At 58.8% G+C, this 18,774-nt stretch carries 19 protein-coding genes; 17 read left to right on the forward strand and 2 right to left on the reverse strand.

The features are described 5' to 3' along the window. Positions 1-392: 392 nt before the first annotated feature. The gene (locus B5V00_RS11585; protein ID WP_216355480.1) at positions 393-926 is read left to right on the forward strand and encodes a hypothetical protein; all 534 of its coding nucleotides are present in this window, start codon (positions 393-395) and stop codon (positions 924-926) included. A gap of 80 nt (positions 927-1,006) precedes the next feature. Further along, the gene (locus B5V00_RS11590) at positions 1,007-1,993 is read left to right on the forward strand and encodes a diguanylate cyclase (protein WP_085010963.1); all 987 of its coding nucleotides are present in this window, start codon (positions 1,007-1,009) and stop codon (positions 1,991-1,993) included. A gap of 20 nt (positions 1,994-2,013) precedes the next feature. Here B5V00_RS11590 and B5V00_RS11595 read toward each other — a convergent pair whose 3' ends face one another. Next, positions 2,014-3,087, reverse strand: coding sequence for a GspE/PulE/PilB domain-containing protein (locus B5V00_RS11595; protein ID WP_085010964.1), 1,074 nt, complete (start codon positions 3,085-3,087; stop codon positions 2,014-2,016). A gap of 621 nt (positions 3,088-3,708) precedes the next feature. Between B5V00_RS11595 and B5V00_RS11600 the strand changes: the two genes are divergently transcribed. The 13 genes from B5V00_RS11600 (at position 3,709) to B5V00_RS11660 (ending at position 16,456) form a co-directional block, all read left to right on the forward strand. After that, on the forward strand, positions 3,709-4,554 hold the full coding sequence (locus B5V00_RS11600) for a class I SAM-dependent methyltransferase (RefSeq protein ID WP_085011014.1): 846 nt from the start codon (positions 3,709-3,711) through the stop codon (positions 4,552-4,554). 164 nt (positions 4,555-4,718) lie between these two features. Continuing rightward, positions 4,719-5,783 carry a threonine aldolase family protein gene (locus B5V00_RS11605; RefSeq protein ID WP_085010965.1) on the forward strand — a complete coding sequence of 355 codons (1,065 nt, stop codon included), beginning with the start codon at positions 4,719-4,721 and terminating at the stop codon, positions 5,781-5,783. 13 nt (positions 5,784-5,796) lie between these two features. Further along, positions 5,797-6,633, forward strand: coding sequence for an FAD/NAD(P)-binding protein (locus B5V00_RS11610; protein WP_085010966.1), 837 nt, complete (start codon positions 5,797-5,799; stop codon positions 6,631-6,633). After that, positions 6,540-8,660 (forward strand): formate dehydrogenase subunit alpha, encoded by a 2,121-nt coding sequence (gene fdhF / locus B5V00_RS11615; RefSeq protein WP_425432586.1) that lies wholly within the window; start codon positions 6,540-6,542, stop codon positions 8,658-8,660. Before B5V00_RS11610 ends, fdhF begins: the two co-directional genes overlap by 94 nt. Then, a complete protein-coding gene (locus B5V00_RS11620) occupies positions 8,654-9,667 on the forward strand; it encodes a 4Fe-4S dicluster domain-containing protein (protein WP_085010968.1) in 1,014 nt (337 codons plus the stop codon). Before fdhF ends, B5V00_RS11620 begins: the two co-directional genes overlap by 7 nt. Positions 9,668-9,856: 189 nt before the next feature. Continuing rightward, complete coding sequence (locus B5V00_RS11625; RefSeq protein ID WP_085010969.1) at positions 9,857-10,420, forward strand: ANTAR domain-containing response regulator; 564 nt, start codon at positions 9,857-9,859, stop codon at positions 10,418-10,420. A 19-nt stretch (positions 10,421-10,439) separates the two neighbouring features. After that, entirely contained in the window at positions 10,440-12,056 is a 1,617-nt protein-coding gene (locus tag B5V00_RS11630; RefSeq protein ID WP_085010970.1) for an ATP-binding protein, read from the forward strand. 215 nt (positions 12,057-12,271) lie between these two features. Further along, positions 12,272-12,610: a P-II family nitrogen regulator gene (locus B5V00_RS11635; RefSeq protein ID WP_085010971.1), complete on the forward strand. Its 339-nt coding sequence runs from the start codon at positions 12,272-12,274 to the stop codon at positions 12,608-12,610. Positions 12,611-12,890: 280 nt separating this feature from the next. Beyond that, entirely contained in the window at positions 12,891-13,685 is a 795-nt protein-coding gene (locus B5V00_RS11640; protein WP_085010972.1) for an NAD(+)--dinitrogen-reductase ADP-D-ribosyltransferase, read from the forward strand. Continuing rightward, positions 13,678-14,613, forward strand: a complete 936-nt coding sequence (draG, locus tag B5V00_RS11645; RefSeq protein WP_085010973.1) for an ADP-ribosyl-[dinitrogen reductase] hydrolase — start codon at positions 13,678-13,680, stop codon at positions 14,611-14,613. Before B5V00_RS11640 ends, draG begins: the two co-directional genes overlap by 8 nt. A gap of 120 nt (positions 14,614-14,733) precedes the next feature. Beyond that, entirely contained in the window at positions 14,734-14,952 is a 219-nt protein-coding gene (locus tag B5V00_RS11650) for a dodecin (protein WP_085010974.1), read from the forward strand. A 135-nt stretch (positions 14,953-15,087) separates the two neighbouring features. Beyond that, on the forward strand, positions 15,088-15,228 hold the full coding sequence (locus tag B5V00_RS17595) for a GxxExxY protein (protein ID WP_085010975.1): 141 nt from the start codon (positions 15,088-15,090) through the stop codon (positions 15,226-15,228). Between the two features lie 247 nt (positions 15,229-15,475). Further along, the gene (locus B5V00_RS11660) at positions 15,476-16,456 is read left to right on the forward strand and encodes a hypothetical protein (RefSeq protein ID WP_139800755.1); all 981 of its coding nucleotides are present in this window, start codon (positions 15,476-15,478) and stop codon (positions 16,454-16,456) included. Positions 16,457-16,540: 84 nt separating this feature from the next. On the opposite strand, the gene B5V00_RS11665 is transcribed toward B5V00_RS11660, so the two are convergent. Then, positions 16,541-16,912 (reverse strand): hypothetical protein, encoded by a 372-nt coding sequence (locus tag B5V00_RS11665; RefSeq protein ID WP_085010977.1) that lies wholly within the window; start codon positions 16,910-16,912, stop codon positions 16,541-16,543. A gap of 309 nt (positions 16,913-17,221) precedes the next feature. Here B5V00_RS11665 and B5V00_RS16975 point away from each other — a divergent pair, with 309 nt between their 5' ends. Both B5V00_RS16975 and nifH read left to right on the forward strand, forming a co-directional pair. Further along, the gene (locus tag B5V00_RS16975) at positions 17,222-17,476 is read left to right on the forward strand and encodes a hypothetical protein (protein WP_139800756.1); all 255 of its coding nucleotides are present in this window, start codon (positions 17,222-17,224) and stop codon (positions 17,474-17,476) included. Between the two features lie 357 nt (positions 17,477-17,833). After that, positions 17,834-18,697 (forward strand): nitrogenase iron protein, encoded by an 864-nt coding sequence (nifH, locus tag B5V00_RS11670; protein ID WP_085011015.1) that lies wholly within the window; start codon positions 17,834-17,836, stop codon positions 18,695-18,697. The last annotated feature ends 77 nt before the right edge of the window (positions 18,698-18,774 follow it).

An 18,774-nucleotide genomic window follows, 5' to 3' on the forward strand; every position in this document is an offset into this window, starting at 1 on the left:
TTCCGCTTCGAGATAAAATAAATTCATTACCAGAACAGGTTTTTATTCACCCGCCACGACACCTCGACCGCCCTCGGCGATCTGCCGGAATGATCTCGGCGCCGGCCGGCAGGAACTGTCCGTAACCACAGTCTCTCCCTGTCTCGCTCCCAACCGAAGTCTGCACCAATCCCCGTTGCCACCGGACTGGAATCCCGATAGCTTGGCCCCCTACAAGACCTGAATCCGGGAGCCCCTTGTTGGCGAACAGCACAAATCATTGACCTGTCTGAGCTTTCCAAAAATCACCAGCGAACCTATGGGTGAGCTTCAGATTTTTGAAAACCACATCCAGGCCAAGCACCTGCACTCTTCAACCAACAGGAACTCACGAATTCAGGAAGGAGGTCACCATGACACAACTCTGGAAAATATGGCTCGGACGGACTTTTGCCGCTGTCTTTCTGGGCCTCGCCCTGTTACTGATCGGACTGGCCGGGTTTCAGTTCTGGAACGGCATCCTGGCCGGACACGAACTGATCTCGATTCTGGTCCGGGCACTGAATACAGCCATTATTGCCCTGGCCATTTTTGAACTTGGCATCGGCATCAGCCACGAATATGCCGTACCGCACAACAGCCGCCACACCTTCTCAATCATCCGCCGGCAACTGACCCGTTTTGTCGGCACCGTCTGTGTCGCCCTGGTTCTCGAAGGGCTGATCATGGTCATCAAGTACAGCCAGCTCGATCTGGCCGGCAACCTCTACTACCCGGTGGCGATCCTGGTCGGCGCCAGCGTGCTGCTTTCCTCGCTGGGTCTGTTTCTCCACCTGTCACGCGACGATGTCGAACGCCAGCAGAACAACAATCAGGGAAACGCGCATCCAACCTTGCGAAGCGCACAGCACCGGAACCGCGGACTGAAACAACTGCAGAAAAAATAACCCCGGGAGATTCTCCCTAGACCTTTCGACTTCCGTGGCCGATATGGTTGCTAAGCCCATTTACGGTGACGGAGCCGACCATGCCCCAGACGTCAATGATCATAAGTTCACTGTCCAGTTCCCGGGATTACCTGCTGCGCCTGGTCGACTGCACCCGGATTTTCTCCCGCATCCTCTGCGTCCGCAACAATCAGGAAGCTGTCGAGCTGTTGCAGACCGAGGAGATCGACACCATTTTTCTTGACTGGCAGCCGCCCGAAGTGGAGCAATTGAACAGCCTGGCCGAGGTTCTTGGCGACCGCGAAGAGTGGTGCGACATCCCGTTGCTCCTGTTCACTCCGGACCCGCAGCGGGATGCGGAAATTCTTGCCCTGCAGAAAGGGGCCGGCGACTGTTTCGACTACGGAATCACCGCCCGCGAACTGGGCGCACGGCTGCACCATCACCTGGCGCACAAGCGACGCACCGATGAGCTGCGGGCGGAGAACTGTCAACTGGCCAAACTCGCCATCAGCGACCGGCTGACCGGACTGTACAACCGTTCCTATTTTGATGTCGTGCTGGAATTCGAGGCGGCACGCTGCCAGCGACATGGCTCGGTGCTGTCACTGCTGATCATTACCATCGACAGTTTCAACTGGCTGGAAAACAATTTCGGCCATCGCGTCAGCGACAGCCTGTTGCGTCTGACCGGGGATGTCATCCAGGTCACGGCGCGAAAAAGCGACATCCCCTGCCGCTTCAACCACCAGGACTTTGCCATTATTCTGCCGGACACTCCGACCCCTGACGCCTTCCTGCTGGCCGAACGCATCCGCCGGGAGATCATGATCAACGGGCCGAAAAAACCGTTGAGCCACTTCACCCTTTCCCTGAGCATGGGCATCAGCGGTCATGCCGGCAACGGGATCATCGACCCGCGCAACCTGGTCGATGAAGCCTATTGCGCCGTGGAAACCGGCCGCCGGCACGGTGCCGGACGGACCGAAATTTTCCATCATGATCCGCAGATCCTGGCCCGCAACGGCCACAGACTCGACATCGAGCATCCGCAGGGACATGCGTAGAGCAAGCGGAACGTAAGACGTCAAGTCATGAGGATCTTTTCGCGACGGATCAGGATCTCGAACGCCAGGCTCATCTTGCGCACCAGGCGATTGAGATCGGCCATCCGTTCACCGAGGCTGCCCTCCCCACCGGCGACGTAAAGAACATTGACGGTCCGCCGCGCCAGTTTGACCGGCAGCAGCAGCACCGAGGTCGGCTTCTCACCGCCCAGCGCCTTGATTAAACGACCGTTCTGCCCCCGATTGGGAAGTCCGCCGAGATAGGGGCTGCCTTCCTCGATCACGGTCCTGACCACCGAAGCCTTGGTCAGGTCGATACTGAACTGGGGAAAATCATCGAGGTTTTTCTGCCCGGCAACCGCTTTCCAACCGTCAGCCTTGTCTTCACGCAGGACGAACAGCGCGGCGTGACTGAATTCCTGGCCGAGATAACGGATCATCACCTCGCCGATCTCTTCGCGGGAGGTTGCCGAAGCGAGCCCTTCGGCAACCGACTCCATAGTTTCGGGAACAGCCTCGACCGGCGGTTCCTCTTCAACAACGACGGCCTCTTCGAGCTTTTCCTCGTCGATGTCCTCATGAGCCTGCTGAACCGCCTCGGCCTCGGCCGCGGTTCCTTTCCATTCACCGATACGAGCGATGATATTCTGGTACCGTTCCTCGATTTCGTAATCGTAATAGCGTCCGAGAGCCTGCAGCAGCCGGACCTCGGGGGCGATCAGCGGTTTGACAATGAAATCGGTGATGAAGGCGATCTCGTCAATGGCGCGCAGGTCGGCCGGGTCGGCCATCGCCAGACTGAGACGTTTTTTTTCAAACTTGATCGGCACAACCTTGTACTTCAGCGCCAGCCCCCGCGGCACCTTTTGGATCACGTCAGCCGGGACATTCTGCAACTGATCCGGATGGACGTAGGGCACCGCGAGCTTTCTGCTCAAAAAACGGGCCAGGGTTTCTTCTTCGATCAGCCCCAGTTCGATCAGGCTGGTGCCGATCTTGCCGCCGTAGACGACCCGGTTGAGCAATGCCTCGTCAAACTGCTCACGGGTGATCAGTTCCGCTTCCCTGAGCATTTCCAGCAGTGTCACAGCCATCTTTTCCCTCCCTGAGAAAATACAATTGTTTCAGCTTAACCTGCTTTTCCCTCTCTGCCAATAAAAAACGTTGCAATAATCACAGGTTATCGTAGAGTACAGAGAAGACAAAAAGAGCAGGCGCCGACAAGGAACGGGGCAGGTGGCACATCAAGGCGCTGCCCAATGAGCGCGGCAGCTACGTCGCACAAGCGAAGCGGGACAGCAACACAGAGTTGAGAAAAAACCGGCGTCCTCATACACACCTGAATCAGTGGGTCCCTTGTTGGCGGACAGCACCAGTCATTGATCTGCCTGAGCTTCCCAAAAATCACCAGCGAACCTATGGGTGCGCTTCAGATTTTTGCAAAGCTCATTCAGACCAAGCACTTGCACTCTCCATCCAACAGGAACTCACTGATTCAGGACACAAAAAAGACGCGCCAATCAGGAGGAATCGACGCGTCAAGAGGTTGTTGCAGTGAGCAAGACTGGTACTCACGTTGGTTGTTTAAACTTTATCAAGGCGGTCTTTTTTTTCAACTGCCAACCCGAATTTATTCTGTGTCAAACGAATTTGCACTTCTCATTTCCAATCTGCAATCCCGTCCGGCGGATGACGCAACGGCGGCAAAGCGCCTCATGCACGGCCGGGGCGGGACGTTTCCCGGCCTGGAGCATCTGGTTCTCGACTGGTATCCACCGTTGCTGCACCTGATCTGCTACCGCCCGCCGGCAGAGGGTCTCCCCGACCAGCTGGCGACCTGGCTGGCGGAGCGGCTCGATCCGCAACCACGCGGTCTGGTCCTGCAGCGCCGCGACCTGCCCGGCGCCCCGCAGAACCTGGTCTGGGGCAGGATGTCGGAGCATTCTTTTGCCATCGAGGACGGACTCCGCTACCAGCTGCACTTCGACCGCGGGCAGAACATCGGCTTCTTCCCCGACATGGCGGTCGGTCGCAGGCTGGTCCGCAAACGGGCCGCCGGCCGACGGATCCTGAACCTGTTCGCATATACCTGCTCCTTCTCGGTCGCCGCCCTGGCCGGCGGCGCCGCACAGGTCATCAACCTGGACATGAGCCGAAACGCCCTCGACTGGGGGCGCCGCAACCACCAGCTGAACAATCTCGACCCGCGCCGGGCCGGTTTTCTCGCCCATGACCTGTTCAAATCCTTCGGCAAGCTGCGCCGGCTCGGCCCCTTCGATCTGGTCATCGCCGACCCGCCCGACACCCAGGGCAACAGCTTTGTACCGGAACGGGACTGGCCGCGACTGCTGAGGCGGCTGCCGGAGTTGCTTGCCCCCGGCGGGGAACTGCTCGCCTGCATGGCCGTGCCCCGCCTCGGCCGCAGCTTCCTCGCCGCCACCATCGCCGAACACGCTCCTTTTCTGGCGCTGATTGAAACTCTGCGGGCCGGAGAGGACTTCCCGGAGGCCGACCCCGACAAGGGTCTGCACCTGCTGCGCTGCCGCCTTCCCGGTCCCTGATCTCAGCAGAGAGACAAAAGTCGAGGGACGGGTGATGGGTGTCGCAGCCTCCAGCCCTTCGCCTTTAGCCCTTCGCCCCGCCTCCTTGCTGTTTCCCTTGCCTTTTCCCGCCGGGAGACTACAATCGGTTCCTGCACAATCTTTTTATTCCAGAAGGAGTCACCATGAAACTCGTCCATCCCGACCCCGAGCTGAAAAACCAGTTTGCCAGTGACAACTACGCGCCGATCTGCCCGGAAGCCATGGCGGCGATGCAGGCGGTCAACCAGGGACATGTCAACTCCTACGGCAATGACCCCTGGACCTCCCGTGCCTGCAACCTGCTGCGAGAGTTTTTTGAAACCGACTGCCAGGTCTTCTTCGTCTTCAACGGCACCGCGGCCAACTCCCTGGCTCTGGCCTCTCTCTGCCAGAGCTATCACAGCATTGTCTGCCACGAACTGGCGCACATTGAAACCGACGAGTGCGGAGCGCCGGAATTCTTCTCCAACGGCACCAAAATCCTGCTCGCCACCGGCAACGGCGGCAAGGTCGACCCGGACCAGGTCGAGTACCTGGTCACCCGGCGCAGCGATATCCATTATCCGAAGCCGAAAGTACTCAGCCTCACCCAGTCGACCGAACTCGGCACTGTCTACACCCCGGATGAGCTGCAGGCCCTGCGCGACTGCGCCGAAAAGCACAACCTGCGGCTGCACATGGACGGCGCCCGCTTCGCCAACGCCCTGGCCGGACGTGATCTGCATCCCGCCGAACTGACCTGGAAGGCCGGTATCGACGTGCTGACCTTCGGCGGCACCAAGGTGGGGATGGCGGTCGGCGAAGCGGTGATCTTTTTCAACCGGGAACTGGCGGCGGAATTCGACTACCGCTGCAAGCAGGCCGGCCAGCTGGCCTCGAAAATGCGCTACCTCTCCGCCCCCTGGATCAGCCTGCTGCAGGATGGGGTCCTGGTGCGCCACGCCCGCCATGCCAACGCCATGGCGACCCGGCTGGGCGACGAACTGCAGGCCCTGCCCGGGGTCGAGGTGGTCCATCCGGTCGAGGCCAACGCGGTTTTCGTCCGCTTCCCGCAGGGAGTGATCGAAACCCTGCAGGCCGACGGCTGGTATTTCTATACCTTCATCGGCAGCGGTGAAGCGCGGCTGATGTGTTCCTGGAATACCCGGGAAGAGGATGTCAGCCAGCTGATCTCCGCGGTGCGGGCCGCCCTGCCGGAAACGGGATGACAACCGCAGATCGATGACCGCCCCCGCCTCGCTCTATGCCCCCCGGCCCTGCCGGCTGCTGGAAACCAGCGATCTGACTCCGCAGGAGAAGCTGTTCCGACTGCAGCTCGCGGATGGGACTTCCCCGGGGCACCAGCCCGGTCAGTTCATCCAGCTGTCGCTGCCCGGACTGACCGAGGCGCCGATCTCCATCGCCAGTTCACCGACCCGCGGCCCCGTCTTCGAACTCGGTGTGCGCCGCGCCGGGCGGCTCACCTCAGCCCTGCACCAGCTTGCTCCCGGCACCACGATCGGCATCCGCGGCCCCTTCGGCCGCCCCTTCCAGCTCGACGCTCTGCGTGGCGGGCCATTGCTGCTGATCGCCGGCGGCTGCGGCCTGGCGCCGCTGCGCTCGCTGATCCAGTACTGCCAGGACCGACCGGAAGAATTCGGCGCGGTCCATATTCTCTACGGTGCCCGCTCTCCCGACGATCTGATGTTCAAGGACGACCTGGCCGCCTGGCAACACAGTGACCGGTTCGACTGCCGCACCACCGTCGACCGGACCCCGGCCGCGTCCTGTTACGACGGCGACACCGGACTGCTTCCCGAACTGCTGTCACGACTCGATTTCGACCCGACCGACTGCCGGGCGGTGCTGGTCGGCCCGCCGCCAATGTACCGTCCGGTCATTGCCGAACTGCGCCGACTCGGCCTCGACGGCGACCGGCGGATCATGCTCTCCCTCGAACGGCAGATGCGCTGCGGAGTCGGCAAATGCGGCCACTGCAGCATCGAGCACCTCTATTGCTGCAGCGACGGGCCGGTCTTCTGGCTGGAAGAGGTGGAAAATTTGCGGGGCGCCCTGTGAAAACCACCCTGACCACCTGCCCCTGGTGCGGCACCGGCTGCAATTTTCATCTGTTCACTGACGAACGGGGACGGCTGAGCGGTGTCGAACCGGCCGCCGGCCATCCGGTCAGCCGGGGACAGCTCTGCCTCAAGGGCTGGAACGCCCACGCCTTCGTCAACCACCCGGAGCGACTGACCGTGCCGCTGTACCGCCGACAGGGGAAGCTGGTCCCCTGCGACTGGAACAGCGCCCTCGACCTGCTGCACGAAAGGCTGAGCGCCATCGCCGAACGGCACGGTTCCGACAGCCTGATGTTCCTCGCCTCGGCCAAGGCCTCCAACGAGGAAAACTTTCTGCTGATGAAGCTGGCCCGGGCCGGCTTCGGCACCAACAACATCGATCACTGCGCCCGACTCTGCCATTCCTCGACCGTCTTCGGCCTGGCGGAGACCCTCGGCTCGGGGGCGATGACCAACAGCCTCGACTGCTTCGAGCAGACCGATCTGATGCTGGTGATCGGCTCCAACACCACCGAACAGCACCCGCTGATCGGCAGCCGAATCCTGCAGGCGAAACAGTGCGGCGCGGATCTGATCGTCATCGACAGCCGGACCATCCGCCTGGCCCGGCACGCCGACCTGCACCTGCGGCCGCGAAACGGTACCGATGTCGCCCTGCTTTGCGGCATCATGCGGCAGATCCTCGCCGACGGCCTGGAAGACCGCGACTTCATTGCCGCCCGTTGTGAAAACTTCGCCGCCTTCGAAACCTCGCTGCGGGACTGCACTCCGGAGCGGGTGGCGGCCATCACCGGGGTGCCGAAAGAACAGCTGGTCGCGGCCGCGCGCCGTTTCGCCCGCGCGGACAAAGCAATGATCGTCTTCGCCATGGGCATCACCCAGCACAGCCACGGAGTCGACAACGTCCGGGCTCTCTCCAACCTCGCCCTGCTGACCGGCAACCTCGGCCGCCCCGGTACCGGCATCAATCCCCTGCGTGGCCAGAACAATGTCCAGGGGGCCTGCGACATGGGCGCCCTGCCCGATGTCTACAGCGGCTACCAGAAAGTGAGCGACCCGGCGGCGCGGAAGAAATTCGCGATCGCCTGGGGCGTGGATCTGCCGGAACAACCCGGACTGATGGCCACCCACGCCATGGAGGCCGCCGCGGAGGGCCGGATTCGCGGCATGCTGATCATGGGAGAGAACCCACTGCTTTCCGAGGCGAACCAGGGCCTGGTCCGTCAGGCGCTGCAGAAACTGGAGTTTCTCGCCGTGATCGATATCTTCCCCACCGAAACCGCGCAACTGGCCGACCTGGTGCTGCCGGCAGCCTGCTACGCCGAGCGGGACGGCAGCTACACCTCCACTGAGCGCCGGGTGCAGCGCGGCCGCAAGGCGGTCGAACCGCCGGGCGAAGCCAGGGCCGACTGGCAGATCCTCCGCGCCCTGCTGGGGCGCTGCGGCCTGCCGGCCGACGACAGCGGACCGGAGCAGATCATGAATGAGATCAGCGCGCTGACCCCGAGCTACGCCGGCATCAGCTATCCCCGACTGGAGGGATCCGGGCTGCAATGGCCCTGCCCGGAGGCAGAGCATCCCGGCACCCCGATCCTGCATGTCGAGAGCTGCAGCCGCGGCAAGGCCCGCTTCAGCCCGGTGACCTACCGGCCTTCAGCCGAGGTGCCGGACACCGACTACCCTTTCCTGCTCAACACCGGCCGCACCGGAGTCCACTGGCACACCGGCAGCATGACCCGCCGCAGCCACCTGCTCGACCGCGAGGAGCGCGAGCCCTATGTTGAGATCCATCCGCAGGATGCCGCCCGCCATCAGCTGAAAGAGCGTCAACCCCTGCAGATAAGCAGTCGCCGAGGCAGCATCGAGGCGCTGGCCAGAATCACCGACCGGGTTCCGGCGGGTCAGCTGTTCATCCCCTTCCACTTCGTCGAGGGTGCCGCCAACGCCCTGACCAACAACGCTCTCGATCCGGAATCGGGCATCCCCGAGTTCAAGGTCTGCGCCGTGAGGCTGCAGCCATGCTGAAACAACTGGCAGAAAAGGACTTGCTCCGTCTGCTGGAACGGATCGCCGCCCGCAGGCGGTTGCTGACACCGCAGCGGCAGAGTGACGGCAGCCAGCTGCTGCTCCCCTGGCCGGGCGGACTGCCGGAGCTGGCCGGGACCCCGCTGCAGCGCAAACCGACCGAGGTCTTCTTTCCCCAGCTCGAGCTGCTGATGGAGCTGGATAACAGCGGCGATGTCAGGCTGCCGGTGCCGGCGGACAAACCGGTCGCCCTGCTCGGCCTCGACCACTTCGACCTGGCCGGGATCGCCTTTCTCGACCGCTTCTTCCTCAGCCGCCCGATCGACGACGCCTACCTGCGTCGCCGCCATGACGCCCTGCTGATCGGTCTGAGCGGACTGACCGGTCCCCAGGGGGCAACCCTCCCCCCGGCGGAGACCTGCGATCTGGAACTGATCATCGTCCCGGACAAACTGCTCGCCCGCCCCCACGCGAAGCCGGGCGAGGCACTGCTGGAAGGCTTCACCGCTGCCGATCCGGCGGCCCTGCGCACCATCGACCGAAGCCCCGCCGAACGACCCGCGACCCTGCTTGCGGCCGCCCGGCTGCTGCAGGAGGATCAGGTTCCCGAAGCGTTCTGGGAAGAAATCGCCGCCCGCTGCATCGCCTGCGGCGGCTGCAACTTCGCCTGTCCAACCTGCAGCTGCTTCGGCGTCCAGGACCGGACCTTCGGCAACCGGACCGAGCGCAGCCGGCTCTGGGATTCCTGCCAGCTCGACGCCTTCATGCGCGAGGCCGGCGGCCACAACCCCCTGGGAACCGAAACCCTGCGCACCCGCCGCCGCGTCTATCACAAGCTGGTCGCCGACCCGCTGCGCTGGGGTGAACTCGGCTGTGTCGCCTGCGGCCGCTGCGACCGCGCCTGCCCGACCGGCATCGGCATACTCGCCCTGTGCGAGGAACTGGTACAGCGGTACGGACCCTCCTCAGTCCCCCCTGCTCCGCAGGAGGGATGCAAATCGACCTGATTCCCTCCTGAATCAGTGAGCCCCTTGTCGGCGGACAGCACAAATCAGCCGAGGTTCCCGGCAACACTCCAGAGCACAGCTCTGATTCTCCGCCACCGACTCCTCTTGCGACACGCCACCTCCCGCCTGTGCTGTAGCAGACAGGGCTTGGCATCCTGTATGCACAACTGTTGTCGACAGGAGGTCACCATGAAAATTGCACTGATTGCCGATGACGAACCCTTGATAAGACGTCAAGTCGCTGAAACCATAGAATGTTTTGGCTTTGACAGGATCATTGAAGCCGCAGACGGAAGCCAGGCGGTCAGCCTGGCATGCAGTGAGACCCCCCTCTTAATCATCATGGATGTTTCGATGCCGGGCATGGATGGAGTCACGGCTGCCGAAAAAATAAGCAACAGCGTCGCGGCACCGATCATTCTGCTCACCGGGACCAGCGATTCCGACACCATTGCCCGAGCGCGCGACGCCGGCGTACTCGGCTATCAGCTCAAGCCCTTTCAACCCGCCCAGTTGCAGGCCACCGTTGAACTGGCGATCCATCAGTTTGTCGAACTGAACAACCTGCGCGACGAAAACGCCCGTCTCAAGGACACTCTGGCAACGCGCAAACTGGTTGATCAGGCCAAGGGGATCCTGATCGCAAACGGCCTCAGTGAACCCGAGGCTCACCGCAAGATGCAGAAGCTGGCAATGGACAAGCGCAAATCACTGAAACAGGTTGCCGAAGCGATTCTGCTTACTGCCGACTGAAGGCGCAAATGGACTGACGATGCATTCAGCAGAGGAGCAACAAAATAAACTGCTTCAGGCGCAGATCGATATTGGCCGCAAGCTGGCGTCGAGCACCGAACAGGATGAACTGCTGACGCAGATCCTGCGTCTGTCGAGAAATATTTTCGGATTTGAAAACGCGATCATCAGGCTGCTTGAAAAAGAGACTGGCGAACTCGTAACCGCAGCATCTTTCGGTTATCCGGAAGATGCAGAAAAGGTGCGTATTGTCCCTGGAGAAGGGATTATGGGACAGGTCGCGCTGACTGGAAAACCGCTCCTGGTGGCCGATGTCGAAACCGAACCCGGGTACATCGGCGGCATCCGCGGCGCCCGCAGCGAACTGGCCGTGCCGCTGATCGCCAATGGACAGGTGATCGGTGTTTACAACGTCGAAAGCTGCCGGCCTCACGCCTTTGCCCGGTCTGATATCGCCCCGCTCCTTTCTCTTGCCGGGCTCGCCGCCATCGCCATCGAAAATTCGCACCTTTATCGAGAGCTTCACGCCGCGAGCAGCAGGAATCGCGAACTCGACCAGCTCAACCGACAGATCCTGCAGAGCGCCAGCCTGGGAATCTACAGCCTCGACATGAAGCTGCGGATCACCTCCTGGAACCCGCGCATGGAAGAATTCAGCGGGGTCAAAGCCGCGGAAGCGCTCGGCTGCAAACTGCTCATACTCTTCCCCCATCTGAGAAAAGAAGGTTTCGAGGAGGCGTTGCGGCAGGTGCTTGACGGTGGTCAACCCGGAAGGTTGAAGCTGGCTCACCGCAACCTGCGGGGTGAGCTGCGATTTCAGAAGCGTCGGCTTGCTCCGTTGCGGGATGGACGGATGATAACCGGCATCCTGGTGATGGTCGAAGACATCACTGATTTTCAGCGCCTGCTCGATCAGACCATCCAGACTGAGAAGCTGGCCGAAGTCGGCCGCCTGTCGGCGGGCATCGCTCACGAGGTCAACAATCCCCTGGCCGTCATCAGCTACGCGACCCAGCTGCTGCAGAGGGAGCAGGGCCAGAATAGTGAGCAACTGGAGCTGCTGAAAAGAATCGGCGACGAGGTCGAGCGCCTCAAGACCCTGACCGGGGGGCTGCTCTCCTTCTCCCGCAGCGGTGAGACCGTGCTTCGGCCCCTCGATCTGCACCAGGTCCTGCAGGACGTTCTGCTGCTGGTGTGCTACGAACTCGGCCGCAAGACGATCGAACTGCGCGAAAATCATGACGACATGCCGCTCGTGATGGGTGATTCAAACAAACTCAAGCAGGTCTTCATCAACCTCGTCATGAACGCCACCCAGGCCATGGGGCGGGGGGGACGCCTGACAATAACCACCGGAACGACAACGGACGGAGATGCCAGGGTTGTCATCGCCGACAATGGACCGGGGATTCCCGATGAACTCAAGGCGAAGATCTTTGAGCCCTTCTTCACGACCAAGCAGGAGGGGGAGGGAACCGGCCTCGGCCTCTACCTGTGCAGCAACATCCTCGCCGAGCATAACGCCGGGCTGGCGCTCGATACAGCCGCCGAAGGAGGGGCTGAATTTTCTATTATTTTCCCCGGAATGAGCGGCGGCAGGAGTTATCACAAACACTCGGCAGGGATCTGTAAATGATTAAAACAGGCAAAAGGTTTCGCTTTTGTAAAGTGTCCATGCCTGGCATACCTGGCGCTGGACCCCGCCTTCAGGACCAACCAAAAAAATGAGGTTACTGCCGAACAACCTTGTTTCGGCTCCAGCCGGAAGAAAGGGGCAACGGCGCCCGTCCTCCACACCAACTGCGACCGGAGCGGGGTCTGGCAAATGCAACTCTGGAAAGGAGACGACCCATGAAAAGGATTGAATGCATCATCAAACCGTTCAAGCTGGACGACGTCAAGGGGGCGCTGACAAATCTGGGGATTTCCGGCATGACCGTCAGTGAGGTCAGGGGCTTCGGCCGCCAGAAAGGCCACACTGAACTCTACCGCGGAGCCGAGTACCAGATCGACTTCATCCCCAAGGTGAAGATAGACCTGGTGATACCAGCCGACCAGGTTGACGAGATCATCGAAGCCGTGCGGAGGGAAGCCTGCACCGGCCGTATCGGCGACGGCAAAATTTTTGTCTCCGACATCGACCAGGCCATCCGCATTCGTACCGGTGAGACGGGTCTTGACTCTCTCTAGGAGGCTGTCGGACTATCCATGAACTGGCTGCAAATCCGCGCGTTCGGCCCATATCCCAGCTCCATTTTGCCCCATAGCCACTGCTATGAGGCTGCAATTGAGCCGAAATCTGGGCTCAAACGCTCGAATTTTCGCTTCAGCCTGTATAGTCCGACAGCCTCCTAGACATCACGTATTGACCTGTCCTCCTCACGTCTTAAGAATCCAGGAACAATATCGATAGACCTTGCCTCATACAGACTCTGCCGAATCCCCGGAAGGAAGCGTCATCATTTTTTTCATGAACGATCACCTGATCAATCGCTGCAACCTGCCTCCCCGGACGATCGCCTCGTGTCACTTCAACACCTACCCGCAGGCGCTCAAGATTCAGGGCGTGTACGCAGCCAACCGGCTGCTCTTTGAGCTTCTACGCAAACAGCAAACGGCCGAGGAGCGCGGAATTCAGTTCCACGACTACATGGATGTCAAGTTCCAACTCCACCAGTGGCAACGGGAGGACTCGAAAAACAGCCGCAAGAGTCTCAAGAACAGCTATCTGCGCTTTCTGCGCGGTTGGCTGTTTGACAGCAACTCCATCGAGGGCGCGGTACTCAAGGGCTGGGTCGAATCGCGCTTCGGGCTGGTTCCGACTTTCCACCACCGGCCGATCCGCAACTTCGAGGACGTGGCCTACCAGCGCTTCACCTTTGACCGCATGAAGGGCGCGGAACGAACCAGCGCCATCTTCTCCCAGCTGGATCTGCTCTATGAATTCGTTCAGCAGGAACTGCCGCATCACTACCCGGGGCGAACCCACCTGCGCCTTTACCGGGGCATAAACGACCTCGAAGAGCACCTGATTCTTGAACAGTACGACCGAAAACACTGCCTGCTGCGCCTCAACAACCTCAACTCCTTCACCGATGATTTCGAACACGCCTGGGAGTTCGGATCCAGGGTGCTGCAGACCGAAGTCCCCCTGGTGAAGATCGTCTTCGCCGGCGGGTTGCTGCCGCGCTCACTGTTCAGGGGAGAGGGCGAACTGCTGGTGATCGGCGGGGAGTACGAGGTTGAGGTCCTGACAGGTGGCTGAGAGACTGATCGAACGCGCCCGCGCCTGCTTTCTCGGGCTTGCCCTCGGCGACGCCCTGGGGGCAACGACCGAGTTCATGACCCCGGTCGAAATCCGGATGAAGTTCAAGGTCCACCACAAGATCCGCGGCGGGGGCTGGCTTGGCCTGAAACCGGGGCAGGTGACTGACGACACCGAGATGTCGCTGGCACTGGCGCGCGCCCTGCTCGAACGGGGGGACTGGAACCTGCAGGCCGTCGCCGAGCAATTTCTCGCCTGGATGCGCGCCAAGCCGGTGGATATCGGCGCAACCGTGCGCAGGGGAATCAACCGCTATCGACGCAGCGGAGAACTGCAGACTCCCTACAATGACTGGGACGCCGGAAACGGCGCGGTGATGCGCATGGCCCCGGTCGCGATCATCACCCTGGGAGATGACGAGGCACTGGTCCGCTGCGCCCTGGAGCAGGCCCGGTTGACCCATAACCATCCCCTCTCGGATGCCGGCTGTCTGTACGTCGGACGCATGGTGCAGGCCTCACTCCTCGGGGCTGACCGCTTCCGTCTCCACCAGCTGACCCGGGGGCTGGTTGCGAAACATCCCATTTTCCGCTTCAACAATTACCATGGCCACGCCTCCGGCTATGTGGTCGAAACCCTGCAGACCGTTTTTCATTACCTCTTTACCACCGGCAGTTTCGAGGAGTGCCTCATCGGCGTGGTCAACCAGGGGGGCGACACCGACACCACCGGGGCCATCGCGGGGATGATTGCCGGGGCCTTTTACGGTCTCGGGGCCCTGCCGGCAGCCTGGTTGAGGCGGCTGGACCGGAAGGTGCGGGAGGAGGTCGAGGACGCTGCGGAGCGCCTGGTACGACTTTCGCCGGCCGGAAAAAGGCTTGGCATCAAACCTGAAAGTCATACGACCGCGACGAGCTCTACGAGATGATCCCGATGTTCGAGGCGGTTGCCGCCCGGATGGTCATGTTGCCGGGATAGATTTACAAGGGGCGCGCGAGTGTTAACCTTGAACACAACACATTCGTTTGCCTTGTGAAAGGAGCACGCCATGACTTACGGAACGGGACGGACCTACAAAAAGGTCGAAATAATCGGCACCTCCAGCGCCGGACTCGAAGCCGCTGTTCAGCAGGCGGTTGATCGCGCCCAGCAATCGTTGGACAAGCTCTCCTGGTTTGAGGTTCTCGACATCCGCGGCCACATCGGCAACGATGGCAAGATTGACGAATATCAGGCTGTCATCAAGGTCGCTTTCGAACTGAAATAGTCTCCTGAATCAGTGAGTTACTACTGGATGGAGAGTGCAAGCGCTTGGCCTGAATGAGATTTTCACCTAGCGAGCTTGTCGGACTTTGCGTGAAAAAAGATTTTTACACCCCAACCACCATGGACGGTGAGAAGCATGAAAGGGAATGAAATCGGCAAAATTGTCATCAATGCAGCCTGCAAAGTACACACGGCGCCAGGTCCCGGGTTGTTTGAGTCGGTCTATGAATCTGTTCTGGCTTATGAATTGAAAGGAAGAGTATCAGAACAGTCCTGAATCCCCCGGACACATAAAGGAAGGGGGGGAAGGCCAACCTGGCCGAACGTTACAAAATTTATAGTTCCTTGAGTTTGTAACTGCGCGACTCGTATCCATATGCCATCAGGGCATGACTTAGTAGTGTATTTTTCATTGGTTACTGGACACGAAACAATTCAGTTGTATACTCCTCAAGGTAATCTTTCGTATATATGGGCACTTTCACAGGCGTCTCAATACCAGCGTCTCATTCCTGGAGCCACGGATGTCAGAAGCTATGGTCCCAAAAACCATTCTGCTATTGTGCCGTTCCAGGAACCAGGATCTTCTGGTTGCCGCCTACAACCAGCTGGTACGCCGCAACCTGCTTCCTTTCGGGATCAATGTGGAGGTCAACCCGAGTTCCGAACGGATTGAAACTCTTCGGACCACCACCCAGTGCCTGATTTTCTTTGAACTGCGGCCAGAAAGACCTGACGAAAGCACACTGCAACTCGCCTCAATTCGCAAAAAATTTTCCAATGCAGGGCATCAAATTGTTCTTCTGGCCAGCAGTCAATTCGACTACCTGAGTCTGGCCCTGCAGTTCGACATAGGCAACATTCTTCTCGACAATCTATTTGATATCCACGTTATCGCAGCGCTGACCAAGAAACTGTTGACGGATGATTTTTTTGGATTTTCAGCGTTTTTCCCCAATGGGTACCCTGTTTTTGATCGAAAATATGAAATTAAAGGTGACGTAAAAATTTCTCGCCTCGAAGAAACCTTCTTTCAGGACTTCATCGACACGCTTGAGGAAGAACAAAGGCACAATTTTTCTTTCTACATTACAGAGCTTGCAGTCAATGCACTGGCCTACGGGGTTTACGGCATCACTGCTGAAGAGCGGGACCAGGAAGGGACAGCCCTGCCACCGGTCATTCAGGTTCCCGACCGGGAGGCCATCCATGTCCATATTGTCAGGGATTTCGAGAAATACGGGATTTCCGTCATTGACCAGAAAGGCACCCTTCGCTCCTCACGGATTTTAAAGAAAATCCGGAGACACTCATCCTTCATTCCAGGGGAACTCCCCCCCGGGATTGAAGACACCTCCGGTCGCGGGTTGTTTTTATTGTCTCAGCAGACGCGTCTCGTCGTGAACATTCTGCTCAACCAAAAGACGGAAGTGATCTTGATGCATTTTTTTGACGAAAAGAAAAACAAATATCAGAATCTGATTATCAACGAAAAACATCCTTGACGGGTGGAAATAGATCCCCTTACCCGCAGCAATTCAGTACCGTATGTCACTTCTCCAAAAGATGAACTTGTTAGCTAAATTCAGTTATCCGACCTCCATCAACCATTGTTCTGCTTCTTCTATCGTTCTAAACACCATATTTTGTGATGTTCTATTTGTATACGATTGGAACATACGAGACAGTCCATAATCCAAATCGTCTTTAACAACAATGGCCACATTAACTTCACTCACCGTTGATGATAATTTGCAGGATTTGGTCGCAATACTCATTATATCCTCCGACTTTAATTCAGAAAAATCTGCGTTTCTCAGATCCCACAACCTGCACATTCCATTTTTGTATTTATCACAATTTATTGTCGACTCTAATGCCTCTAAAACAATATCTTTATTCAACGTACCAGTAAGGACAATGTAAGCTATGTTATTTTTTTCATCAAACCACAAATCCATATTTTGCCCTCTTTTGGTCATGGTTCAACTATTATCAAGCTCACAAACTAGAAATACGTACATTTATAAAAATGTTACAAAGATATTTTTATCTTTATTTTTCACAGGCGACAATGATGCTTTTGGATATAGCCAGATATTAAATACCAATACTACCTTTAACAATTTCAATCATCTCTCTCCGCATACCTCCCCCATCCTTATTCTTGCCACCAACATCCTCCCAATGATTTTCCCTTTATTTCGGTCAACCAGGGGCGATTTTTTAGTAAAATCGTTCGCAACACCGTCGAGAAGACCCCGAATGAGATGCTCGACGCCGAAGCCGATCGCCTGGCAACACCGAGAAATACCAGCGTCATGAAGCCCGAACCGGACACTATCAGCCCTGCATTTACCGCACCCTCTGCCACTCATTTGCCCACCCAGTGCTCAATTGCTGAGCAGATTGACGAACCCAAAATCCGCGCAACCCTGTCGGCATTGTGCCGGCAAACCGATAAACAGGCTCTTTGCACGATTTTTTTCGACGTTGGCACGGCTCGTGGATGTGTCGACCAGTGAATAACGACTCCTTCAGGAATGAAGGTGCCAACCATGGCGCTACAGAGTTGTTGCGCCCCAAAAACCAAATAAGTGATTTGGTTAAACAGGCAATGAAGCCCGTTTTGATCTCTTGAGATCTGGACGGGCTTTTCTCTTTTTGGCGCACCGCATCGCGCCCCAGGCATTGAAGCCCGTCATCCGCTGACCTTCTTCAGCAGAGACGGGCTTTTTTGTACGCAAGAAAAGGCTTGAATCGCAGCAGGCAGACCACATCAACGGAGATGCCGCCGTGATCTGCTGTGCAGAAGGCCTTAACCAAGGTGGCGGATGAGCCGCTGAAATCCACAAGGAGACAGAACCATGACTGAGAAGAAAATGCGTCAGATCGCGATCTACGGCAAAGGCGGCATCGGTAAATCAACCACCACCCAGAACACCGTGGCGGGCCTGGCGGCGCTGGGCAGGAAGGTCATGATCATCGGCTGCGACCCCAAGGCTGACTCGACCCGCCTGATCCTGCATGCCAAGGCACAGAATACGGTCATGGACAAGGTTCGTGAGCTCGGCACCGTTGAAGACCTGGAGTTGAATGATGTGCTTAAGAAGGGCTACGGCGATGTTATGTGTGTTGAATCTGGCGGCCCGGAACCGGGCGTTGGTTGCGCGGGGCGCGGCGTTATTACCGCCATCAACTTTTTAGAGGAAGAAGGCGCTTACACCCCTGACCTCGACTATGTCTTTTACGACGTTCTCGGCGACGTAGTCTGTGGCGGGTTCGCCATGCCTATTCGCGAGAACAAGGCACAGGAAATTTACATCGTCGTCTCCGGCGAGATGATGGCCATGTACGCCGCCAACAATATTTGCAAAGGGATCGTCAAGTATGCCGCCAACGGCAGCGTACGCCTGGCCGGTCTGATCTGCAACAGCCGTAACACCGACCGTGAAGCCGATCTTATCGAGGCCCTGGCCAAGCGACTCGGCACCCAGATGATCCACTTCGTGCCGCGCGACAACCAGGTGCAGCGTGCCGAACTGCGCCGTATGACCGTCATCGAATACTCCCCCGAGCACACGCAGGCCGATGAGTACCGCCAGCTGGCACAGAAGATCGCCGACAACAAAATGTTCGTCATCCCCACCCCGCTGGAAATGGACGAACTCGAAGATCTGCTGATGGAGTTCGGCATCATGGAAGCCGAGGACGAGTCGATTATCGGCAAGGCGGAAAACGCTTAGGCGGCGGACGATTTCTTCTCGACTCGGCGTGCTTCGGGGGAATCGCACACGCGACGCAGCGTCCCCGGCGCGCCTTG

This window comes from Geothermobacter hydrogeniphilus, assembly GCF_002093115.1.
GTDB lineage: Bacteria > Desulfobacterota > Desulfuromonadia > Desulfuromonadales > Geothermobacteraceae > Geothermobacter_A > Geothermobacter_A hydrogeniphilus.

Coding starts and splice junctions, on each gene's coding strand:
- B5V00_RS11595 (WP_085010964.1), bottom strand. CDS start 3,087: ATGGCTGTGACACTGCTGGAAATGCTCAGGGAAGCGGAACTGATCACC.
- B5V00_RS11585 (WP_216355480.1), top strand. CDS start 393: ATGACACAACTCTGGAAAATATGGCTCGGACGGACTTTTGCCGCTGTC.
- B5V00_RS11610 (WP_085010966.1), top strand. CDS start 5,797: ATGACCGCCCCCGCCTCGCTCTATGCCCCCCGGCCCTGCCGGCTGCTG.
- B5V00_RS11590 (WP_085010963.1), top strand. CDS start 1,007: ATGCCCCAGACGTCAATGATCATAAGTTCACTGTCCAGTTCCCGGGAT.
- B5V00_RS17595 (WP_085010975.1), top strand. CDS start 15,088: ATGAAAGGGAATGAAATCGGCAAAATTGTCATCAATGCAGCCTGCAAA.
- B5V00_RS11660 (WP_139800755.1), top strand. CDS start 15,476: ATGTCAGAAGCTATGGTCCCAAAAACCATTCTGCTATTGTGCCGTTCC.
- B5V00_RS11640 (WP_085010972.1), top strand. CDS start 12,891: ATGAACGATCACCTGATCAATCGCTGCAACCTGCCTCCCCGGACGATC.
- B5V00_RS11635 (WP_085010971.1), top strand. CDS start 12,272: ATGAAAAGGATTGAATGCATCATCAAACCGTTCAAGCTGGACGACGTC.
- B5V00_RS11650 (WP_085010974.1), top strand. CDS start 14,734: ATGACTTACGGAACGGGACGGACCTACAAAAAGGTCGAAATAATCGGC.
- B5V00_RS11605 (WP_085010965.1), top strand. CDS start 4,719: ATGAAACTCGTCCATCCCGACCCCGAGCTGAAAAACCAGTTTGCCAGT.
- nifH (WP_085011015.1), top strand. CDS start 17,834: ATGCGTCAGATCGCGATCTACGGCAAAGGCGGCATCGGTAAATCAACC.
- B5V00_RS11620 (WP_085010968.1), top strand. CDS start 8,654: ATGCTGAAACAACTGGCAGAAAAGGACTTGCTCCGTCTGCTGGAACGG.
- B5V00_RS11665 (WP_085010977.1), bottom strand. CDS start 16,912: ATGGATTTGTGGTTTGATGAAAAAAATAACATAGCTTACATTGTCCTT.
- fdhF (WP_425432586.1), top strand. CDS start 6,540: ATGCGGCCACTGCAGCATCGAGCACCTCTATTGCTGCAGCGACGGGCC.
- B5V00_RS16975 (WP_139800756.1), top strand. CDS start 17,222: ATGCTCGACGCCGAAGCCGATCGCCTGGCAACACCGAGAAATACCAGC.
- B5V00_RS11625 (WP_085010969.1), top strand. CDS start 9,857: ATGAAAATTGCACTGATTGCCGATGACGAACCCTTGATAAGACGTCAA.
- B5V00_RS11630 (WP_085010970.1), top strand. CDS start 10,440: ATGCATTCAGCAGAGGAGCAACAAAATAAACTGCTTCAGGCGCAGATC.
- B5V00_RS11600 (WP_085011014.1), top strand. CDS start 3,709: ATGCACGGCCGGGGCGGGACGTTTCCCGGCCTGGAGCATCTGGTTCTC.